This is a genomic window from Pandoraea captiosa, assembly GCF_902459775.1.
GTDB lineage: Bacteria > Pseudomonadota > Gammaproteobacteria > Burkholderiales > Burkholderiaceae > Pandoraea > Pandoraea captiosa.
In genome coordinates, this window is record NZ_CABPSQ010000003.1 from 526,934 (window position 1) to 546,884 (window position 19,951).

General features: G+C 64.7%; 16 protein-coding genes. 8 read left to right on the forward strand and 8 right to left on the reverse strand.

Translation table 11 applies throughout. The features are described from left to right. Positions 1 to 6 precede the first annotated feature (6 nt). On the reverse strand, positions 7 to 480 hold the full coding sequence (locus PCA31118_RS12975; RefSeq protein ID WP_150625586.1) for a rubredoxin: 474 nt from the start codon (positions 478 to 480) through the stop codon (positions 7 to 9). A 262-nt stretch (positions 481 to 742) separates the two neighbouring features. On the opposite strand from PCA31118_RS12975, the gene PCA31118_RS12980 reads away from it, so the two are divergent. Then, positions 743 to 1,633: a DMT family transporter gene (locus PCA31118_RS12980; RefSeq protein WP_150625587.1), complete on the forward strand. Its 891-nt coding sequence runs from the start codon at positions 743 to 745 to the stop codon at positions 1,631 to 1,633. Here the strand turns inward: PCA31118_RS12980 and rsmA are convergent. The 4 genes from rsmA to PCA31118_RS13000 are packed head-to-tail and all read right to left on the reverse strand — an operon-like array spanning position 1,608 to position 7,374. After that, entirely contained in the window at positions 1,608 to 2,441 is an 834-nt protein-coding gene (rsmA, locus tag PCA31118_RS12985) for a 16S rRNA (adenine(1518)-N(6)/adenine(1519)-N(6))-dimethyltransferase RsmA (RefSeq protein WP_150625588.1), read from the reverse strand. The two genes, PCA31118_RS12980 and rsmA, sit on opposite strands and share 26 nt — an antisense overlap. Positions 2,442 to 2,450: 9 nt before the next feature. Beyond that, positions 2,451 to 3,524, reverse strand: coding sequence for a 4-hydroxythreonine-4-phosphate dehydrogenase PdxA (gene pdxA / locus PCA31118_RS12990; protein WP_150625589.1), 1,074 nt, complete (start codon positions 3,522 to 3,524; stop codon positions 2,451 to 2,453). A 51-nt stretch (positions 3,525 to 3,575) separates the two neighbouring features. Further along, positions 3,576 to 4,943: a peptidylprolyl isomerase gene (locus tag PCA31118_RS12995; protein WP_150625590.1), complete on the reverse strand. Its 1,368-nt coding sequence runs from the start codon at positions 4,941 to 4,943 to the stop codon at positions 3,576 to 3,578. Continuing rightward, the gene (locus PCA31118_RS13000; protein ID WP_174990449.1) at positions 4,936 to 7,374 is read right to left on the reverse strand and encodes an LPS-assembly protein LptD; all 2,439 of its coding nucleotides are present in this window, start codon (positions 7,372 to 7,374) and stop codon (positions 4,936 to 4,938) included. The genes PCA31118_RS12995 and PCA31118_RS13000 overlap by 8 nt, the downstream gene beginning before the upstream one ends. Before the next feature lie 85 nt (positions 7,375 to 7,459). Here PCA31118_RS13000 and PCA31118_RS13005 point away from each other — a divergent pair, with 85 nt between their 5' ends. The 7 genes from PCA31118_RS13005 to purH all read left to right on the forward strand — a co-directional run bounded on the left by PCA31118_RS13005 (position 7,460) and on the right by purH (position 15,147). Beyond that, entirely contained in the window at positions 7,460 to 8,545 is a 1,086-nt protein-coding gene (locus PCA31118_RS13005) for an aminoglycoside phosphotransferase family protein (protein WP_150625592.1), read from the forward strand. Between the two features lie 10 nt (positions 8,546 to 8,555). Continuing rightward, the gene (gene murU / locus PCA31118_RS13010) at positions 8,556 to 9,296 is read left to right on the forward strand and encodes an N-acetylmuramate alpha-1-phosphate uridylyltransferase MurU (RefSeq protein WP_150625593.1); all 741 of its coding nucleotides are present in this window, start codon (positions 8,556 to 8,558) and stop codon (positions 9,294 to 9,296) included. Between the two features lie 129 nt (positions 9,297 to 9,425). Next, positions 9,426 to 10,757, forward strand: coding sequence for an aminopeptidase P N-terminal domain-containing protein (locus PCA31118_RS13015; protein WP_150625594.1), 1,332 nt, complete (start codon positions 9,426 to 9,428; stop codon positions 10,755 to 10,757). Between the two features lie 20 nt (positions 10,758 to 10,777). After that, positions 10,778 to 12,124, forward strand: coding sequence for a UbiH/UbiF/VisC/COQ6 family ubiquinone biosynthesis hydroxylase (locus tag PCA31118_RS13020; RefSeq protein ID WP_150625595.1), 1,347 nt, complete (start codon positions 10,778 to 10,780; stop codon positions 12,122 to 12,124). Between the two features lie 111 nt (positions 12,125 to 12,235). Further along, a complete protein-coding gene (dusB, locus tag PCA31118_RS13025; RefSeq protein WP_072617518.1) occupies positions 12,236 to 13,264 on the forward strand; it encodes a tRNA dihydrouridine synthase DusB in 1,029 nt (342 codons plus the stop codon). After that, entirely contained in the window at positions 13,261 to 13,494 is a 234-nt protein-coding gene (locus PCA31118_RS13030) for a Fis family transcriptional regulator (RefSeq protein WP_039393174.1), read from the forward strand. The genes dusB and PCA31118_RS13030 overlap by 4 nt, the downstream gene beginning before the upstream one ends. Before the next feature lie 87 nt (positions 13,495 to 13,581). Beyond that, complete coding sequence (gene purH, locus PCA31118_RS13035) at positions 13,582 to 15,147, forward strand: bifunctional phosphoribosylaminoimidazolecarboxamide formyltransferase/IMP cyclohydrolase (RefSeq protein ID WP_150625597.1); 1,566 nt, start codon at positions 13,582 to 13,584, stop codon at positions 15,145 to 15,147. Positions 15,148 to 15,425: 278 nt separating this feature from the next. Here purH and PCA31118_RS13040 read toward each other — a convergent pair whose 3' ends face one another. The 3 genes from PCA31118_RS13040 to PCA31118_RS13050 form a co-directional block, all read right to left on the reverse strand. Next, on the reverse strand, positions 15,426 to 16,490 hold the full coding sequence (locus PCA31118_RS13040; protein WP_150625598.1) for a porin: 1,065 nt from the start codon (positions 16,488 to 16,490) through the stop codon (positions 15,426 to 15,428). A 120-nt stretch (positions 16,491 to 16,610) separates the two neighbouring features. Then, on the reverse strand, positions 16,611 to 17,678 hold the full coding sequence (locus PCA31118_RS13045; protein ID WP_150625599.1) for an XdhC family protein: 1,068 nt from the start codon (positions 17,676 to 17,678) through the stop codon (positions 16,611 to 16,613). Further along, complete coding sequence (locus tag PCA31118_RS13050) at positions 17,678 to 19,924, reverse strand: xanthine dehydrogenase family protein molybdopterin-binding subunit (protein WP_150625692.1); 2,247 nt, start codon at positions 19,922 to 19,924, stop codon at positions 17,678 to 17,680. Before PCA31118_RS13050 ends, PCA31118_RS13045 begins: the two co-directional genes overlap by 1 nt. Positions 19,925 to 19,951: the final 27 nt, after the last annotated feature.

The window sequence follows — 19,951 nt, forward strand, 5'->3', positions numbered from 1 at the left end:
GCAGTGTCAGAACTCTACCATCGCGAAATCTTCCTTGCCGACATCGCATAGCGGGCAGCGCCAGTCGGTCGGAACATCTTCCCAGCGCGTGCCCGGCGCAATGCCGTCTTCGGGATAGCCGGTGGCTTCGTCGTAGATCCACCCGCAAATGACGCAGACCCATTGACGCGACGCCGCTGCGGCCTGGCCACCTGCGGCATCGAACGCCGTCGCCGCTTCGCCGGCCTCGTTCCCCTCATCATGCATCGTCCCCGCTTGTGCGTCCGATCCTTGCACGGCGCCCGGATCGAGCAATGTGAAGATCATCGGCGACTCGGTGCCCGGGGTGTCGGCCGCCGAGCGGGCCAGATGCGATTGCAGGGATTCGAGAAGCGCCTGCGCTTCGTCGCGGGTCAGGTCGATCCAGAACGGATCGCCCGCGCCGTCATTGAGCCGCGACGGGGAAAATTGCAATTCGACGGCAGAGCCTTTCTTGTACATACGCGTTGATGCTGGTGATGGGCACGATCGAAAGGGCGAGCGCCCCCTCGCGGAGCATTGTATCGGCGCACGATCGCGGAATAAATCAGCGATTCGGGGAGACATTGTGCCGTATTACGGAACAATGGCAACAATGAACGCACGCTGGCAGCGCCATTACCCGCACTGACTGCACCAGTATGATGCGTACGGTGTCAGGATCGGTGACAATGGCCGACACTGCGCAGCGCGTGCGCGATACGTCGCCATCCGAATCAATCTCATGAAAACCTCCCCGCGTCCGGTCGACGCCACTGCACTGGCCATCATGTTGGGCTTGTGCATGATCTGGGGCGGCCAGCAGGTCGCCGTCAAACTGGCGGTGCCCGTCGTGCCTGCCGTCTTGCAAGCGGGCCTTCGCTCTGTCGTCGCCACCGTGCTCGTCGGCGCCTGGATGCTATGGCGGCGGCAGCGCCTGATCAGCAGCGACGGCACCCTCGGTGCCGGTCTGCTCGCCGGCGCGCTGTTCTCGCTGGAATTCCTGTGCATCTTCGTCGGTCTCACGCACACGACCGCCTCACGCATGGCCGTCTTTCTGTATTCGGCCCCCTGCTTCACCGCCATCGGCCTGCACTGGACCGTGCCCAGCGAGCGGCTGCGTCCCATGCAATGGCTTGGCATGGCGCTCGCATTTTGCGGCATCGTGGTGGCATTCTCGGACGGCAGCAATACGGACCTGGCGAAGACGTGGCCCGGCGACCTGCTGGGCATCCTCGCCGGCGCATTCTGGGGGATGACGACCGTTGTCGTACGCGCCTCGCGTCTGGCCACGGCCGCCGCTTCGAAGACACTGCTCTACCAGCTTGCGGTCTCGGCGGTCCTGTTGTGCGCGCTGGCGCTCGCGACGGGGAACGTGCAGATCGGGCCGATGACACCCACGGTCTGGATCAGCCTCGTCTACCAGTCCATTGGTGTGGCGTTCGCCAGCTATCTGATCTGGTTCTGGCTGCTCACCCGTTACAGCGCCGCGCGTCTGGCCTCGTTCTCGTTTCTGAGTCCGCTTTTCGGCGTGACGTTCGGCGTGCTGATTCTCGGCGAATCGGTCGGCTGGCGCTTCGGTTGCGCCGTCGTGCTGGTATTCGTGGGTATCAGCCTTGTGAACCGGCGCCGCTGATCGCGCGCGACAGATTCACGTATTCGTCGACCGGCACATCTTCGGCGCGACGCGTGAGGTCGAAGCCGAGCGCGTCGAAATCGATCCGGTCGCGATAGCTGTGCAGCGTATTGCGCAGCATCTTGCGACGTTGGGAAAACGCCTGCGCCACGACCGCTTCGAACACATCCAGATCCACCTCGGGCAAATCGGCCACGGCGCGCGGAATCATGCGCACCACGGCCGAGTCGACCTTCGGCGGCGGATTGAAAGCGTCCGGCGGCACATCGAGCACCTTGTCCATCCAGTAACGGTACTGGAGCATGACCGACAGACGGCTGTAGTTGCTCGACCCGGCGGGGGCGACCATGCGCTCGACCACTTCGTCCTGCAACATGAAGTGCTGGTCGCGCACGAGCGCGGCGTAGCGCATGAGATGGAAGAGCAGCGGGCTGGAGATGTTGTACGGCAAGTTGCCGACGATGCGCAGCGGCGCTTCGTCGCGACGATCGTCCGGCACCAGCGAGCCGAAGTCGAAATCGAGCGCATCGCCGGCATGTACGGTGACGCGCTCGCCGAACTTGCGCGTGAGGCGTGCGACCAGATCGCGGTCGAGCTCCACAACGTGCAGATGCGCGAGCCATTCGGTCAGCGGCGTGGTCAGTGCGCCGAGCCCCGGTCCGATTTCGACCATCAGATCGTCGGTACGCGGTGAGATCGCGCTGATGATCGCGTCGATCACGCCCATGTCGACGAGAAAATTCTGACCAAAACGTTTGCGCGCCACGTGGCCCTGTTGGACGCCCGTGCGCTTCGATGCGCTACTCATGTGAATTCCTTATGAACGCGGTTGGGCAGCGTGCGAATCGCCGCTCGTGCCTGCGCTCAGTTGTGCGTGCGTTGCCGCATTGGCGGCCATTGTCGCTGCGGTGCGCAGCGCTTCTAGCAGGCTGCCGCTCTCGGCCTGGCCCGTCCCCGCGAGATCGAGCGCCGTGCCGTGATCGACCGAGGTCCGGATGATCGGCAAGCCCAGCGTGATGTTCACGCCTGCGCCGAAGCTCGCATATTTGAGCACCGGCAGGCCTTGATCGTGGTACATGGCCAGTACTGCGTCCGCGCCTTCGAGGTGACGCGGCTGAAACAGCGTATCGGCCGGATAAGGCCCGCGGGCGTCGATACCGGCAGCCGTAGCATCCGCCAATGCGGGTGTGATGACGTCGATCTCCTCGCGACCGAGATAACCCGATTCGCCCGCATGCGGGTTCAGGCCGGTCACGAGAATGCGCGGGCGCGCCACGCCGAAATGACGCATCAGATCCTGATTGAGGATGACGAGGGTGTGCAGCAGTTCGTCGCGACGGATAGCGCCGGGCACCTGCGCGAGCGGCAGGTGCGTGGTCGCCAGCGCCACGCGCAGGCCGCCGCCCGCGAGCATCATCACCACGCGCGGCGTACCCGTGCGCTCGGCGAGATACTCGGTGTGTCCGGTGAACGCAACGCCGCAGTCGTTGATCGTGCTCTTCTGCAAAGGCGCCGTGACAATGGCGTCGTACGTTCCCGCAAGCGCCCCGTCGATAGCGTCGTCCAGCAAGGCCAGCACGTATCGGCCATTCGCGGCGTCGAGCCTTCCGGGCGTCACCGGCACGGCGAGCGGGTGATGCACGACGCGCACCGCGCCGCTGGCGAGCAGGTCCTGCCACGCATCGCCCAGTCCGATCGCCTGCGCTCGCGACGCGAGCAGCGACGCATCGCCCAGCACGGCAAACCGGCAGTTGGCGAGCGAGGAGACATCGGAAGGAGAGCCGGGCGACGCGGCGAGGCACTTCACGAGTGCCTGCACCGTCAACTCCGGCCCGACGCCCGCCGGCTCACCCGTGGTGATGGCAAGAACGAAGGGCCGGTCGGAAGTCATGCTTGAAATGGGGCGAAGGATCGAGTCACGGAGTTACGTCTGGCGCGGCGCTTACTGCTGCGCGTTGCTCAGACGATAGTCGACATAGGCGCTGTCGCGCAGTTGCTGCAACCAGTCGCGGTATTGCTGGTCGGCCTTGCGCCCGCGCAATTCCTGCATGGCGAGGTTGCGTTCCTGATCGCCGGAAACCTGCGACTCGCGATGGCCCAGCACCTGAATCAGGTGATAGCCGTACTCCGAGCGCACCGGATCGCTGATCTGACCGTCCTTGAGTTCGGACATGGCGCGCTCGAACGCGGGCACCGTCTCGCCCGGGGAAATCCAGCCCAGATCGCCGCCTTGGGAGGCCGATCCGTCTTTCGAGTTCTCACGGGCAGCAACGGCAAAGTCGAGCTGCCCCGCTTCGATCTTTGTCTTCAGATCGAGCAGTTTCTTGCGTGCAGCCTCTTCCGAGACTCCGTCACCCACGGGAATCAGGATGTGACGCGCATGGATCTGCGGCACCGTCATGCCCTGATCGCCGCCTTGTTTGCGGGATTCGACCAGCTTGATGATGTGGAAACCGTTGTTGCTGCGAAGCACCTGCGGCACGACAGTGCCCGGCTGCAACTTCTGAATCTGGTTCAGGTACAGGTCGGGAATACGCTCCGGAATACGGAAGCCCATGTCACCACCGTTCGCGGCATCCGAAGCGTCCGAATACTGTTTGGCCAGCGCGGCGAAATCACCACCGGCCTTTGCCTTGTCCAGCGCCTCGGCAGCCTTCTTCTGCGCGGCGCTGACCTGGTCGGCGGACGCACCGTCCGGCACCTTCACCAGAATCTCGCTCAGACGGTATTCCGTCTCCGTCGGCGTAGCCGTGGCGCCGCGTTGCGCGGCGAGATACGAATTGATTTCGGAGTCGCTCACCTGCACCTGGCTGTCGACCTCGCGATCACGCAGTCGCGCCATGATGATCTGCTCGCGCACTTCCTTGCGGAAGGCGTCCCACGGCACACCGGCCTGTGCCAGACGCGCCTTGTACTGATCGACGCTCAGACGGTTGTCGGCCGCGATACGCTGCAAGGCCTGTTCGACGTCGGCGTCCTTCACCACGATGCCGACTTCCTTGGCGCGCTGGAGTTGCACCTGCGTGACGATCATCTGTTCGAGCACCTGACGCTGCAACAGGTCGGCGTCCGGGATCGGGCGCTTGGCGAGCGTCAGTTGATGTTTCGCTTCCTCGATACGCGTGTCGAGTTCCTTGCGGGTGATCACGCTGTCGTTGACCACGGCAACGATGGAATCGACCGGACGTGCAGAAGACGCCGGCGCGCCTGCCGCGCGGGCACTGATCGGCGCGGGCTGAGCCACCGCCACCCCGGCGGCGAGACACAGGCTCGCCAGCAGCGAGGCACGCTTCACAAACATGTCATTCATAGTTGCTGAATCGAGAAGGAATCTGGTTCGTCGGCGGCGGCTGATAGCCCGGCACCCCGACCTTGAAGGCTTCTGTGGCGCTATTGCCGGACTTGGTCAAGCCCTTCAACTCCAACTGCGCAAAGATGCGCGAAGTTGTCGTCGTGGCGTTGGTCGCGTAGCGCTGGAGCCCCACCCGGAAGGCCCAGCAGTCGGCATCATACTCGAAACCCGCCAGGGCATCGATGAACGTCTTGTCCGTAATGCTGTAGTTCAGGCGTCCCACGATGCCGAATCGCGGTGTGATCGGCCACTGCCCCGAAAGTTCGATCTGGTTGATCGGTGTGACGCCCAAAGTGGTTTGTCCCACCACCGGCGCAGGGTTTCGCAGGTACCGGTAATAGAGATTGAAAACCTTGCGCTCGCCCGGCCGCCACGTGACGCCGACGTCCGACCGGTTGAACTGCGACGTACTCGGGCTGTACTGAACGGCAGAGCTGAACGTGATGTTGCTGTACAGCAATGCCGAGCCGCCTACCAGGAAGTCGGACACTCCGGCATCTTCCGGCACGCCGCCCGGCATCGTCACGCGCGACTGCTGAATGTTGTACCGCTGGGCGTACCAGATACGCCCGCGCTCCACCCCCGTATCCGCATCGATCAAACGCGAGGTCAGCGCGGCGGTGACACGGTTCGCATCCTGAATCCGATCGACGCCGATGAACGAGTTCTCGCTGAAGATTTCTGCAAGGTTGAAGTCTGCCACCGCGCTATCGAAAATCGGAATCGAGCTCTGATCGCGATACGGCGTGTAGACATAAAAGAGGCGCGGCTCCAACGTCTGCTTCATCGCCGTGCCGAACAGCGTCAATGGACGCTCGAACGTCAGTCCCGTATCGAGACTGACCGTCGGCAACGTACGCGTGATCGACGACTGCATCGTCGAGCCGTTCGGATAATTGACGTTGTACGCCGCCGCGTTGAATATGACCTTCGGGACGATGAAATAGCCCGGCGTCAGAATCGGATAGCTCAACGTCGGCTGTGCGTATATCCGCTCGCCGTTCGGCTGCCCGGTCCACGAGGCGATCTGGAAACGGTTGTACCGGATCGGCATCGTGAGATCAAAGCCGTGGAAATCGAGCTTGTTATACGTCGCCGACAGTTCCGGCACCGACTCGTATTGCGGCACACTGGGCGCAAGCGTCTGGTACTTGAGCACACGTGCAAGGAACGACCAGTCACCGTAGTTCCACGTCAGGCCGGCTTCGCGATTGTAGACGCGTTGCACCCCGGTCTGGAAGTTGGTGCCTGCGCCGAAGTCGTCCGGGTAGGTGTCGTCCGATACTTTGGTGAAGTTGACGTAGCCGTTCACACCATACCCGAGGGCCTGGCTATGCTGGAACGTGAACGTGTAACGTGCGTCGCCCGTGACACGATCCTTCGGCAGATACTCGATGTGAAACAGCCCCGCGTACGTCGGCTCGAGATACCGAAAATCTGCCACGCCCATCACCCCGCGCTTGGTCATGATGCGCGGCGTGATCGTCAGATCGCGGTTCGGGGCGATGTTGAAATAGTACGGCGTGGCCAGCTCGAACCCGGTGCGGCTCGACTGCGTGAACGTCGGCGCCAGAAAGCCGGAGCGACGCTCGTTCGACGTCGGAAACGACAGATAAGGGCTGGCGAGGATCGGCACGCCCTGGAAGAACAGAATGCCGTTATAGGCCGTGCCCTCCTGCTGCTCCTGATCGAACTCGAACTCGGATGCCTTGATGTACCAGGCTGGTGTTTTCCCTTCCTCCGAACATTCGCATGCGGAGTAAGTGCCGCGCTGGAGCGTGACGACATTGCTCGCCTCGACATCGGCACGCTCGGACTTACCGCCGCCGCCCGACACGAGGCGGTAGGTCGGCGTCAGCATGTAGCCGTCGCCCGCGCCCGTATACATATGCGCTTCGGGGCCGACAAAGAGATTGCCGCCCTGCGACAAGCGCGCGTTGCCGTGCGCCACCACCTCGTCGGTATCCTGATCGTAAGTCAGACGATCGCCCTTCACGAACGAACGGTACTTGCGCGCCTCGGCATCGCCGTCGACCGTAGCGTCGACATTGGTCCGGCCGGTGAGGCTCATGCCGCGCACGTACATCGGTACGTCTTCGCCGTTCGCGAGCGGGTTGTCGACGAGGGCGGGCACCGTGCGCAGCACGAGACCATCGCTCTTTGCAATATCGGGAGGGGGGGCTTCCTGCGCACCGGCGAGCGAACACCACACCCCCGGCAAGGAGAGCAGGATCGCCAGTGGCTTGCGTCGCGTGCGCATCATGCGACGCAGCGAAGAGACTTCATTCGTAAGGACTTGTTTATCCGGCATGTACGCAAACAGCGTGACAATCGTGGCGCCGCTTGCGGGCAGCCAATCCCGCCTGCCCGCAAGGCTTTGCCGGGACATTCGGGACGGTCGATCGAGGTCGAGAAACAGGGCGTCTGGAAAACATGATCGGGTATTATATGGCAAGACGTTTACCGCCCCCATCATGACTGCACACCCCACCGCTTCCGCGAGTGTTTCGAACGCTTCCAGCGCCCTCGCCGACACCACCGATCCCCGCCTGCAAGCGCTGTCGCACTGGCTCTCAAGCCTATCCGCCTCCTTCTCGCTCGACATGGCCAACTGGGCACCGGCATCCGCCGACGCGAGCTTCCGGCGCTACTTCCGCATCGGCAGCTCCGACCCGGCGCATCCGAGTCTGATCGTGATGGACGCGCCGCCGCCGCAAGAGGATTGCCGCCCGTTCGTGCATGTTGCCGGTTTGCTCGACGAGGCGGGCCTGCAAGCGCCGAAGGTGCTGGCGGAAGATCTCGCGCAGGGATTCCTGCTGCTCACGGATCTGGGCCGCGAGACGTATCTCGACGTGCTCAACGACGATAACGCGCGCGCCCTCATGCGCGCCGCGCTCGACGCGCTGATCGTCTGGCAGAAGAGCTCCCGCGCCGACGTCCTGCCGGTCTACGACACGGCGCTGCTCCAGCGCGAACTGGATCTGTTCCCCGACTGGTATATCGGCAAGCACCTCAAGGTGACACTGAGCGAGACACAGCGCGCCACGCTCGATCGCGTCAACCAGTTGCTCATCGAGAGCGCGCTCGCACAGCCCAGGGTGTTCGTGCACCGCGACTACATGCCGCGCAACCTCATGCCGGGCCTGCCGGGCACCACCGGACCGGGCATTCTCGACTTCCAGGATGCGGTCTACGGCCCGCTCACCTACGACGTCATCTCGCTCATGCGCGACGCATTCCTCAGTTGGGACGAGGAGCGTCAGCTCGACTGGCTCGCGTACTACTGGGAACGCGCGCGCAAGGCCGGCCTGCCGGTCGATGCCGACTTCGGCGAGTTCTATCGCCAGGCCGAGTGGATGGGGCTGCAACGTCACCTCAAGGTGCTCGGCATCTTCGCGCGCATCAACTACCGCGACGGCAAGCCGCGCTATCTGGCCGACACGCCGCGCTTCATCGAATACGCCCGCAAGGTCGCGGACCGCTACGCGCCGTTGCGGCCGCTGGCCAAGCTGCTCGACGAACTGACCGGCCAGCAGGTCGACGTCGGTTACACGTTCTGAGGCCCGTAGCATGAAGGCGATGATCTTCGCCGCCGGACGCGGCGAGCGCATGCGTCCGCTCACGGACACGACCCCGAAGCCCCTGCTGTGCGTCGGCGCAAAGCCGATCGTGGTCTGGCAAATCGAGGCGCTCGCGCGCGCAGGCTTCACCGATATCGTCATCAATCACGCGTGGCTCGGTGCACAGATCGAGGCCGCCCTTGGCGACGGCAGCGCCTTCGGCGTGCGTCTCGCCTATTCGGCCGAGGCGCAAGCCCTGGAGACGGCCGGCGGCATTGCGAAGGCCCGGGATCTGCTCGAAGGCGACGGCAACATCTTCCTGGCGGTCTCCGGCGACATCTTCACCGCCTTCGATTACGCGACGCTCGCGGCGCCAGCGCAGCGCCTGGCGGCACAGCCGGTACCCGGCATGCATCTGGTGATGGTGCCCAACCCCGCGTTTCATCCGACCGGCGACTTCGCGCTTGACGCCTCGGGCCGTCTGTACGCACGCGAGGGTGCGCCCGCCACCGCCGTACCGCTGACGTTCGGCAACATTGCGCTCTACGACCTGCGGCTGTTCGACGGCATTGCCCCCGGCACGCGCATGGCGCTCACACCGCTGTACCAGCGTGCGGTCGCCGCCGGGCAAGCCAGTGGCGAGCGCTTCGACGGCGTCTGGGAGAACGTCGGCACGCCGGCACAGCTGGCCGCGCTGGACGCCGAAGTACGCGCCCGGCACGACCTCGTTCCCGGCAGTAGAATCGCCTGAATACGCGACAGGTCAAACGACCCTAATACGATCGTTGGACGATCTTTGAACGATCTATGAACGACCTTCGAACGATCCTCGATCGAACGCCGAACGAACTTCAACCCATCCCCGACAATGGAGCCCGCGATGTCTGATTCCCCGTACCGAGCCCGCCGCGAGCGAGTCATCGAACAGATGCGCAAGGCCGGTGGCGGCGTCGCCATTGTGCCGACGGCGCCCGAAGTGCCACGCAATCGCGACAGCGACTACCCCTATCGTCACGACAGCTACTTCTATTACCTGTCGGGCTTCACCGAGCCCGAAGCCGTCGTCGTGCTCGATAGCCGTACGGGTCAATCGATCCTGTTCTGCCGCGCGAAGAACGAAGAGCGGGAAATCTGGGACGGGTACCGTTATGGCCCGGAAGCCGCACGCGAGGCCTTCGGTTTCGACGCCGCTTACGCCATCGACGACATCGACACGCGCTTGCCGCAACTGCTCGCCGATGCCCCCGCCCTCTTCTACGCGCTCGGCGCCTCGGCACAGCAGGACCGTCAGGTGCGTCACTGGCTCAATGCCGTGCGCGCGCAGAGCCGCACCGGCGTGAGCGCGCCGTCGGCGGCCCACGACATCCGCGCGATTCTCGACGAGATGCGGCTGATCAAGGACAGCACCGAACTCGACATCATGGCCCGTGCCGGCAAGATTTCGGCCGACGCCCACGTGCGCGCGATGAAAGCGTCGCGCGTGGGGCTGCGCGAGTACCATCTCGAGGCCGAATTGCTTTACGAATTCCGCCGTCAAGGCTCGCAGTTCCCGGCGTACGGCTCGATCGTCGCCACCGGCGCGAACGCGACCATCCTGCACTACCGCGCGGGCGACGCAGAACTGCGCGACGGCGACCTCGTGCTGATCGATGCGGCCTGCGAGCTCGACGGCTACGCTTCGGACATCACCCGCACATTCCCGGCCAACGGCAAGTTCACCCCCGCGCAGCGCGAGCTGTACGACATTGTGCTGGCGTCGCAGCAGGCAGCCATCGACGCCACGCGGGCAGGCGCACGCTTCGACGCCCCGCATGACGCCGCCGTGCGCGTGCTCGCGCAGGGCATGCTCGATACCGGCCTGCTCAAGCGCGACGCCGTGGGCAGCCTTGACGATGTCATCGCCAACAAGTCGTTCAGCCGCTTCTACATGCACCGGACGGGCCACTGGATCGGCATGGACGTGCACGACTGCGGCGAGTACCGCGAAGACGGGCCGAACGGCGAGCGCCCGTGGCGAACGCTGGCGGCGAATATGGTCACGACCATCGAGCCGGGCATTTACGTACGTCCCGCGCCGGACATCGACGAGCGTTACTGGAATATCGGCATCCGGATCGAGGACGATGCGGTCGTCACCGCGAACGGCTGCACGCTGCTCACGCGGGACGTGCCGGTCGACGCCGACGAAATCGAAGCCCTCATGCGCGGTTGACGCCGGGCGCCCCGCCACCGATGACGAACGCCCAGACCTCCGGCAAGCTCGACGCACGCGATGCACTCGATGCACCCGACGCACTCGGCACGTGCCCACCGGCCCCGCGTCCGGCCGGGCGCTTCGACCTCGCGATCGTGGGCGCAGGCCCTGTCGGCACGACGCTCGCCCTGCTGCTCGCGCAACGCGCCCCGCACCTGCGCGTTGCGCTTGTGGATGCGCGCGGCCCCCAAACCGGGTACGACGATCCGCGCACGCTCGCCCTCTCGCACGGCAGCCGGGAAATCCTCTCGCGCGCAGGCGCGTGGCCGCACGACCGGGCAGCGCTTGAAGCCACGCCCATCGAGCACATCCACGTATCGCAGGCGCAGCGCTTCGGCAGCACCGAAATCGACGCGCGCGAACACAACGTGCCGGCCCTCGGCTATGTCGTGCGATATGGCGCGCTCATGCGCGCGCTCGACAACGCGACGACACAACTGGCCTCCCGCGTCGAGCATCTGCCGGTCGACACCTTGCCGGCGGTGCTCGATGACGGCGCCCCGGGCCTGCATCATTTCCGGGGGTTCCGTGCCATCGCGCTGCGTCAGGACCCGCAACAGGTCACGATCACGCTCGGCACGTCCGGCGACGATCATGCCTACACCCTTCACGCCGCGCTCGCCGTCAACGCCGAGGGCGGTCTGTTCGAAGGACAGGCCGCGCGCCCTCGCGCCCGGGATTACGGTCAGACGGCACTCGTCGGTTTCGTGCAGTGCGAGCGCCCCCGCATCGGCTGGGCCTGGGAACGCTTCACGCCGGACGGCCCGCTCGCCCTTTTGCCACAGGAAAACGGCTATGCGCTCGTGTGGTGTTGCGCTCACGACGAGGCCAAACGGCGCCGTGAACTGGACGACGCCTCGTTCCTCGCCGAGTTGCACAAGGCGTTCGGCGACAGAATGGGCCGATTCACATCGATCGGTGCGCGCGCAGGTTTCCCGCTCGGGCTGAACGCCCTGGGTCAGGTAGTCGACGCACGCGTCGCGGCCATTGGTAATGCCGCGCAAACGCTGCATCCGGTCGCCGGCCAGGGGCTGAACCTCGGTCTGCGCGACGCCTTCGACCTCGCCGACACCCTCGTTCGGGACGCCCGTACGGCCACGACGCCGCATGGCGTGCCGGGCCCCGCCGCGCTGCGAGCCTTCGCCCGCCGCCGTCGTACCGACCGGGGAATCACGATTCGTATCACGGATGCGCTGCCGCGCGTCTTCGGCATCGACGCCACACCGGTCGCCCTGCTGCGCGGCATGGCGCTCGCCGGTCTGGACCTCGTCCCGCCACTCAAAACGGCCTTCGCCCGTCAGATGATGTTCGGCCAGCGGGGCTGAGTCTGAGGCATTTCCGACGGGATCTCCGGGAAGATTGCACAATTTTTAGGCGACAAGGACGGGTTTTCGCCGTAAAATAGCGATCTTTTTCCCCGGCTGTTCCCCGACATCGTGCGTATCGGTCCTCACGAACTCCGCAATAACCTGTTCGTCGCCCCCATGGCGGGTGTGACGGACCGGCCTTTCCGCCAGTTGTGCAAACGACTGGGCGCGGGCTATGCCGTCTCGGAGATGGTGGCCTCCAACGCCCAGTTGTGGAAAAGCGAGAAGACGATGCGCCGCGCCAACCACGCGGGCGAAGTCGCGCCGATCTCGGTGCAGATCGCCGGGGCCGACCCGGCAATGATGGCCGAGGCCGCGCGCTACAACGTCGAGCGTGGCGCCCAGATCATCGACATCAACATGGGATGTCCGGCCAAGAAGGTCTGCAACGTGGCCGCAGGTTCGGCGCTATTGCAGAACGAACCGCTCGTCGCCCGTATCGTGTCCGCCGTGGTCGGCGCCGTAGGCGACGTCGTGCCGGTCACGCTGAAGATTCGCACTGGGTGGGACCGCGAGCACAAGAATGCACTCACCGTCGCGCGGATCGCCGAGGAATGCGGCATCAGCATGCTTACGGTGCACGGTCGCACGCGTGCCGACCTCTACCATGGCGACGCCGAGTACGAAACCATCGCGGCCGTGAAGGCGGCGGCGCGCATTCCGGTCGTGGCCAACGGCGACATCACGTCCGCGCAGAAGGCCAAACACGTGCTCGACGTCACGGGCGCCGACGCCATCATGATCGGCCGGGCCGCGCAGGGGCGGCCATGGCTGTTCCGCGACATCGAGCTCTTTCTCACGACGGGCGAGATCGCATTGCCGCCGCGCGTCGACGAAATCCAGCAAATCATGAACGAACACCTCGAGGACCATTACGAGTTCTACGGGGAGTACACCGGTGTACGTACCGCGCGCAAGCACATTGCGTGGTACTCGCGTGGCCTGCCGGGGGCAGCCACATTCCGCCAGCGTATGAATACGCTGGACACCACGCAGGAACAGTTGGCTGCGGTCAACGCGTTTTTCGAAGAGCAGAAGGTGCACTCGGACCGCCTCTGCTATGAACAAGAATCTCCGAGGGAGCTATTAGCCGCATGAGCAAAGCAAACATAGAACAATCTGTGCGCGACAGTCTGGATATGTATTTCCGCGATCTGGACGGCGCACGACCGCATGATGTCTACGACATGGTCGTTTCCGTCGTCGAAAAACCCCTGCTCGAGTTCGTGCTCGGCAAGGCCGACGGCAACCAGTCGCTCGCCGCGGAGTATCTGGGGATCAACCGCAACACGCTGCGCAAGAAGTTGCAGCAGCACGGTCTGCTGTAAAAGCAGCCCCCGCCCGGGCTGCCGGCCCGGCCGGTCCCGCCCGTCCGCGTTCACCCGCCCGTTTTTGCCGCTTCACTACCGTCCGTCATGATCAAGCAAGCTCTCATCTCCGTCTCCGACAAGACCGGCATCGTCGACTTCGCCAAGTCGCTCGCCGCCCAGGGTGTGTCGATTCTCTCTACCGGCGGTACCGCCAAACTGCTGGCCGACGCCGGTCTGAAAGTGACCGAAGTGGCCGACTACACCGGCTTCCCGGAAATGCTCGACGGGCGCGTGAAGACGCTGCATCCGAAGGTGCACGGCGGCATCCTGGCGCGTCGCGATCTGCCCGAACACATGGCAGCGCTCGATCAGCACGGCATTCCGACGATCGACCTGCTCGTGGTGAACCTGTACCCGTTCGTGCAGACGGTGGCCAAGGACGACTGCTCGCTCGAAGACGCCATCGAGAACATCGACATCGGCGGCCCGACCATGCTGCGCTCGGCGGCCAAGAACCATCGTGACGTTACCGTGATCGTCGACCCGGCCGACTACGGCGTGGTGCTCGACGAAATGAAGGCAAACGGCAACACCGTCGGCTACGCCACGAACTTCCGCCTGGCGACCAAGGTGTTCGCACACACCGCGCAATACGACGGTGCGATCACCAATTACCTGACGAGCCTGGGCGAGTCGCTGCGTCACAGCGAGCGCTCGGCCTACCCGGCAACGCTGAACCTCGCCTATACCAAAGTGCAGGACATGCGTTACGGCGAGAATCCGCATCAGAGCGCCGCGTTCTATCGCGACATCACCACGCCCGAAGGCTCGCTGGCGAACTATCGCCAGTTGCAGGGCAAGGAATTGTCGTACAACAACATTGCCGATGCCGACGCCGCCTGGGAATGTGTGAAGACGTTCGAAGCGCCGGCCTGCGTGATCATCAAGCACGCGAACCCGTGCGGCGTGGCCGTGGCGGCATCGCCCGCCGAAGCGTACGCCAAGGCGTTCCAGACGGATCCGACCTCGGCGTTCGGCGGCATCATCGCCTTTAACCGCGAAGTCGACGAAGCCGCAGCGCAAGCCGTGGCCAAGCAGTTCGTGGAAGTGCTGCTCGCGCCGTCGTTCAGCGAAGCCGCGAAGCAGGTCTTCGCCGCCAAGCAGAACGTGCGTCTGCTGGAAGTGCCGCTGGGCAATGGCGTGAACCAGTACGACTTCAAGCGCGTTGGTGGCGGCCTGCTCGTGCAGTCGCCGGACGCGAAGAACGTGGCACCGCACGAACTGCGTGTCGTCACGAAGCGTCACCCGACGCCGAAGGAAATGGAAGACCTGCTGTTCGCATGGCGTGTGGCAAAGTACGTCAAGTCGAACGCCATCGTGTTCTGCGCCGGCGGCATGACGCTGGGCGTGGGCGCAGGCCAGATGAGCCGCGTCGACTCGGCCCGTATTGCGAGCATCAAGGCGCAAAATGCCGGTCTGTCGCTCAACGGCTCGGCCGTGGCCTCCGACGCCTTCTTCCCGTTCCGTGACGGCCTCGACGTGGTGGTCGATGCCGGCGCGACGTGCGTGATTCACCCGGGCGGTTCGATGCGCGACGACGAAGTCATCGCCGCGGCCGACGAGCGCAATGTCGCCATGCTGATGACGGGCACGCGTCACTTCCGCCATTAAGCGGCCACTCAGCCGCCACCAAGCCCTGCCGGACTTCCCCGCGCTGGCCCTCACCTGGCCATGCGCGCAGACGGAAGACCGAAACGCAAAAAGGACATCCTCGGATGTCCTTTTTGTTTAGCGCGCGACGCATGTGATGACAACCCGGATCGGGCTTGCGCCCGGCGCCGAACCGGCACCGGGCGCATCCGACACTTCCGGCGACGCTGCCCCCCCGGGTCGACGTCGCACGACGAAGCGGTGACGGTTCCGCCTCAGAAGCCTTGAGTGAGTTGCCGTCAGAAGTAGTGCGCGAGACCCACGGCCACGCCCACCTGATTGCTGCCCGGCACGATAGTCATGCCGTAGCCCGTCACACCGAGGTTCGAGCCGTTCTGGTTGCGCGAGAAGCCGACTTCCGCAAACAGCTGCGTACGCTTGGAGATCAGATACGCCGCGTTGGCCGCCAGCAGGTACGGATGCTGATTCGCCGAGGTGATGTTGTTGTAGTAGATCGCGCCCGAGAGAATCACTTCGGTCACCGGTCGGTATTGCAGCCCCGCGAAGTACAGCTCGTTGCGCCCGGCCACGCCCGGCACTTTGCTCAGGTACCACTGATAGCCGATGTACGGTTTCCAGTTGCCGATGGCATAGCTCGCGCCTGCGGCCACGCGTTGCGTCGTGGCACCCTGCGTCGCGACGGACGTACCCTGTTGCTGGTCGTAGGCCACCGAAACATTCAGGGGACCGTTGGCGTAGCCAAGCGAGACGCCATACTCCTTGCCGACGCGCCATTCGCCTGGCACCTGTCCGCCGTTGGCAATGCTCGCGTCATAGCCCGTCGAAAACAGCCCGGCAATCTTCACGCCGCTGAAGTTGCCCGCGTACTTGATCGAGTTGTCCGCCTTACCGACGAACTGGGGATCGAGCGCCGGGAGCGCGTAGCTGTAGTAGCTCAGCGGATCCAGTTCGAGAAAGGCGTCGTAAATCAGATTCTTCTGACGACCGAGCGTCAACGCGCCCCATTCGTTCTGCAAACCGACGTAGGCCTGACGGCCGAACATCCGCCCCCCTTGTTGCAACTGTCCCGTGTTGAGGTTGATACCCGCCTCAAGTTGCATGATGGCCTTGAGGCCACCGCCCAGATCTTCGGAACCTTTGAAGCCGAAGCGATTCGGTGCCTGCGAGCCGTTACTGGCGCGCAGCAACGACGACTTGCTTCCGTTGGCGTTGCCCCCCGCGTTGCTCAGGTATTCCACGCTGTTATCCAGAATTCCGTAGATCTGCAACCCGTCGGCCTTGGCGCCGCCTGCTGCGAGCGCCAACGCCATCGCCATCCAAACCTTGCGCTTGCTGTGTTTCATGACATTCCCTTGTTTATATTGGACTACGAATTACACTGCCGTCATGCACTGCGAGACGACCGCGCCTTGCGCCTCATGAGGGCGCTTCGGCACACAGCCGCTGGGGGGAGCGTTACGATCTCAGGCCGCGCATATCTGTGGCGAGGGATCGGCGCGACGCGCCGACTGGCTGCCCGACTGGCTGCCCGACTGAATGCACGACGAAAGGTGCACAGAAAGGTCAACGCCATTTCTCAATGCCGTCATCTCGGCGAGGATGGCCAGCGCGATCTCCGGCGGCGTGCGCGCACCGAGCGGCAAACCGACGGGGCCATGCAGACGGTCGATCTGCGTGCTGCTCAGATCGAACATCGCCAGCCGTTCGCGGCGCGACGCCTGATTGCGCCGTGAACCGATCGCGCCGATATAGAACGCATCGGACTTGAGCGCTTCGAGCAACGCCATGTCGTCGAGCTTGGGATCGTGCGTGAGTGCGACGATGGCCGTATTGCCGTCGGGCCGCAGACGCACGATCAGGTCGTCCGGCATCTCGGTCGAGCGCATAACGTGCGGTGTGTGCGGTGTGTGCGATGTGTGCGTCGCGTCAATCGTCACGTCGTGGATATCGCGCGGATCGCAGATCACGATCTGATAGCCGAGCGGCACGGCCATGCTCACGAGGTGTCGGGTCAGTTGTCCGTCGCCGATCACGATGATTCGCCAGCGCGGTCCGAACGGCACGCTCAGACGCGCAGGCGTGTACGCGAACGCCATCGGTTGCGAAGCGGTTAGCACACGCGCCTGTCCGGTACGCAGATCGAGCTCGCGCACCCCGAGACGCCCGGCGGCGATGGCTTCACGCATGGCATCGAGTTCGCTGCGCGGCGTCACGTGTTCGATGACGAGTTCGAGCGTTCCCCCGCAGGGCAGGCCGAATCGGTGAGCTTCATCCGCACTCATGCCGTACGTCTGCACATGCGGACGCAAGCCCGGGCGAAAGCCGGCGGCGACCTTGGCGAGCAGGTCGTCCTCGATGCATCCGCCGGACACCGAGCCGGCCACCCGGCCACGCGTGGTCAGCGCCATCAGGGCGCCGACCGGACGCGGGGCCGAGCCCCACGTGCGGGCGACACTCGCAAGCAGCACGTCGTCGCCCTGCGACTGCCAGCGCGCCACGGCGTCCAGCACCTCGGCGTCGAGCCCGTCCATTACACGCGGCCCTTTTCGGAGGGTGACGGCGAGGGCGAGGACGCCGCCGTCGCCAACGCGCGTGCCTCGGTCACCGTCTGCGGCAACGGCATGGCGCGCGCACGCACGCCCGTGGCACGCCGGATCGCCTGCGCCACGGCCGGCGCCATCGGCGGCAGCGAGACTTCCCCGCAGCCCTGCGGCGGACGGTCGCTGGGCAGGATGACCGTTTCGACTTTCGGCATCTCCGCGAGATACAGCAGCGGATAGTCGCCAAAGTTGCTTTGCTCGACGCTGCCGTTGGCGAACGTGATCTGACTCTTGAAGGCGTTGGTCAGCGCGAAGCCGATACCGCCTTCGATATTCGCCCGGATGAGGTTCGGGTTGATCGCACGGCCGCAATCCACGCCGCACACCACGCGTTCGATCTTGAAGCGATCGTTCACGACACGCATCTCGAGCGCGATGGCAACATACGTCGAGAACGCCGCGCCGCGCCCGGTGTAGGTGCAATAGCCGAAGCCGCGATGCACGCCGGGTTTCGCCTTCGCGTGCCACCCTGCCGAGCTCACCGTGGTGTCGATCACACGCGTAGCAAGCGGATCGTGCCGAAGCAGGCGCTTGCGATAGTCGATGGGATCGACGCCCGCCGCTTCGGCCATCTCGTCGATGAAACTCTCGAGAAAGAACACGCTGGAGGTCGACCCGACCGAGCGCATGAAGCTCACGGGAATGTTCGGTTGCGGCACGTCGACGCCTTCGACGAGCAGGTTCGGCACCGCATAGGCCAGGTCGTAGAGACCGTCGAGCATGGTTTCGTCGTAACCGGCCTTCTCGTAGTGGTCCTTCTTGATGACGTTGTACATCGACTGCCCGGCCACGCGCATATGCATGGCCTTGGGCAATCCGTCGTTGCCGAGCACCGCCTGGAAGCGTCCCGACGCACACGGGCGATAAAAGCCGTGACGAATGTCGTCTTCACGCGAACGAATCACCTTGACGGGACGCCCGACGGCAGCCGACGCCACGGCCGCGTGAATGACGAAATCCGGCACATACTTGCGCCCGAAGCTGCCACCGAGGAACGTGGTGTGCACGATGACCTTTTCCGGCGGCAATTTGAAAATGCCCCCGAGCGCCCAGCGGACCTTGTCCTGCCCCTGAATCGGACCCCAGACTTCGATCTCGCCCTTGTCCTTTCGCACATGCACCGTGGCGTTCACGGGTTCCATCGTCGCGTGGACGATGTAGGGCGAGTGGTATTCCCCGGTGACGACCTTGCCGCCCGCTGCGATCAATTCCTTCGCGTCGCCGATGTGGGTGGCAACGCCGCCCTTGGCGTGCAGCAACGCCTCGCGACGTTGCGCGAGAATCGTCGCGCTGTCGGCGGCAGGCCCGGCCTTCCATTCCACGTCGAGTGCGTCGCAGGCCTTCTTCGCGCGCCAGTAGTCTTCGGCCACGACAATCACGGCGTCCTTGGCGAGCACCACGTCGTGCACGCCTTTGCGTGCCTTGATCTCGTCGCGATTGCGCACGGACAGCGGCGCACCGCCGGAGGTCGGCGCCATTCGGATCGCGCCGACGAGCATGTCCGGCACTTTCACGTCGACGCCGAAGACGGCCGAACCATCCACCTTCGATGGCGTGTCGAGACGCGCGACCGATTTGCCGATCAGCGCGTGTGCCGCCTCGTTCTTGAGACGGGGATGCGGGTTAAGCGGCAGCTTCGCCGCTTCAGCGACGAGCTCGCCGTATCCGAACGAGCGACCCGATTGCGGATGCATGACGCGGCCATCGCGCGTGACGCAGTTGGTCGTGCGAACGCCGAAGCGGCGGGCAGCGACGCTCACGAGCGCTTCGCGCGCCTGTGCCCCGGCGATGCGCAGGCGCTCGTAGAACAACGTGGCGGACATCGACGCGCCGACGAACTGCTGTAACGCTTCGTTCGCCGCAGCGGTCCGGTACGCGTCGCGCCCCGTCACGAATTCCACTCGCACACGCCGCCAGTCGGCGTCGAGTTCGTCGGCCAGGACCTGCGGCAAGCCGGTGTACACGCCCTGCCCCACTTCGCACTGCGAGAGGCCCAGGACGGTCGTGCCGTCGGCGTCGATGCGAATCCAGTCGTTGATTTCGACAAGGTTGTCCCCGGCGGCATGTGCCTCGGGACTGGCCAGCCACGATGCCGAGAGCGGAATCATGAGGCTGCCGGCAGCCAGCGACATGCCTTTGAGCCACTGGCGGCGTGAGCGTGAGGTCGGTGAGTCCATGGGGCTGGTGGTTGTGGCGAGCGCGGT

Excerpts from the sequence above, each read along its gene's own strand:
- pdxA (WP_150625589.1), bottom strand. The coding sequence starts at position 3,524 with ATGACTTCCGACCGGCCCTTCGTTCTTGCCATCACCACGGGTGAGCCG.
- PCA31118_RS13050 (WP_150625692.1), bottom strand. The coding sequence starts at position 19,924 with ATGGACTCACCGACCTCACGCTCACGCCGCCAGTGGCTCAAAGGCATG.
- rsmA (WP_150625588.1), bottom strand. The coding sequence starts at position 2,441 with ATGAGTAGCGCATCGAAGCGCACGGGCGTCCAACAGGGCCACGTGGCG.
- PCA31118_RS12980 (WP_150625587.1), top strand. The coding sequence starts at position 743 with ATGAAAACCTCCCCGCGTCCGGTCGACGCCACTGCACTGGCCATCATG.
- PCA31118_RS12975 (WP_150625586.1), bottom strand. The coding sequence starts at position 480 with ATGTACAAGAAAGGCTCTGCCGTCGAATTGCAATTTTCCCCGTCGCGG.
- PCA31118_RS12995 (WP_150625590.1), bottom strand. The coding sequence starts at position 4,943 with ATGAATGACATGTTTGTGAAGCGTGCCTCGCTGCTGGCGAGCCTGTGT.
- PCA31118_RS13040 (WP_150625598.1), bottom strand. The coding sequence starts at position 16,490 with ATGAAACACAGCAAGCGCAAGGTTTGGATGGCGATGGCGTTGGCGCTC.
- PCA31118_RS13030 (WP_039393174.1), top strand. The coding sequence starts at position 13,261 with ATGAGCAAAGCAAACATAGAACAATCTGTGCGCGACAGTCTGGATATG.
- murU (WP_150625593.1), top strand. The coding sequence starts at position 8,556 with ATGAAGGCGATGATCTTCGCCGCCGGACGCGGCGAGCGCATGCGTCCG.
- PCA31118_RS13005 (WP_150625592.1), top strand. The coding sequence starts at position 7,460 with ATGACTGCACACCCCACCGCTTCCGCGAGTGTTTCGAACGCTTCCAGC.
- PCA31118_RS13045 (WP_150625599.1), bottom strand. The coding sequence starts at position 17,678 with ATGGACGGGCTCGACGCCGAGGTGCTGGACGCCGTGGCGCGCTGGCAG.
- PCA31118_RS13015 (WP_150625594.1), top strand. The coding sequence starts at position 9,426 with ATGTCTGATTCCCCGTACCGAGCCCGCCGCGAGCGAGTCATCGAACAG.
- PCA31118_RS13020 (WP_150625595.1), top strand. The coding sequence starts at position 10,778 with ATGACGAACGCCCAGACCTCCGGCAAGCTCGACGCACGCGATGCACTC.
- purH (WP_150625597.1), top strand. The coding sequence starts at position 13,582 with ATGATCAAGCAAGCTCTCATCTCCGTCTCCGACAAGACCGGCATCGTC.
- PCA31118_RS13000 (WP_174990449.1), bottom strand. The coding sequence starts at position 7,374 with ATGTCCCGGCAAAGCCTTGCGGGCAGGCGGGATTGGCTGCCCGCAAGC.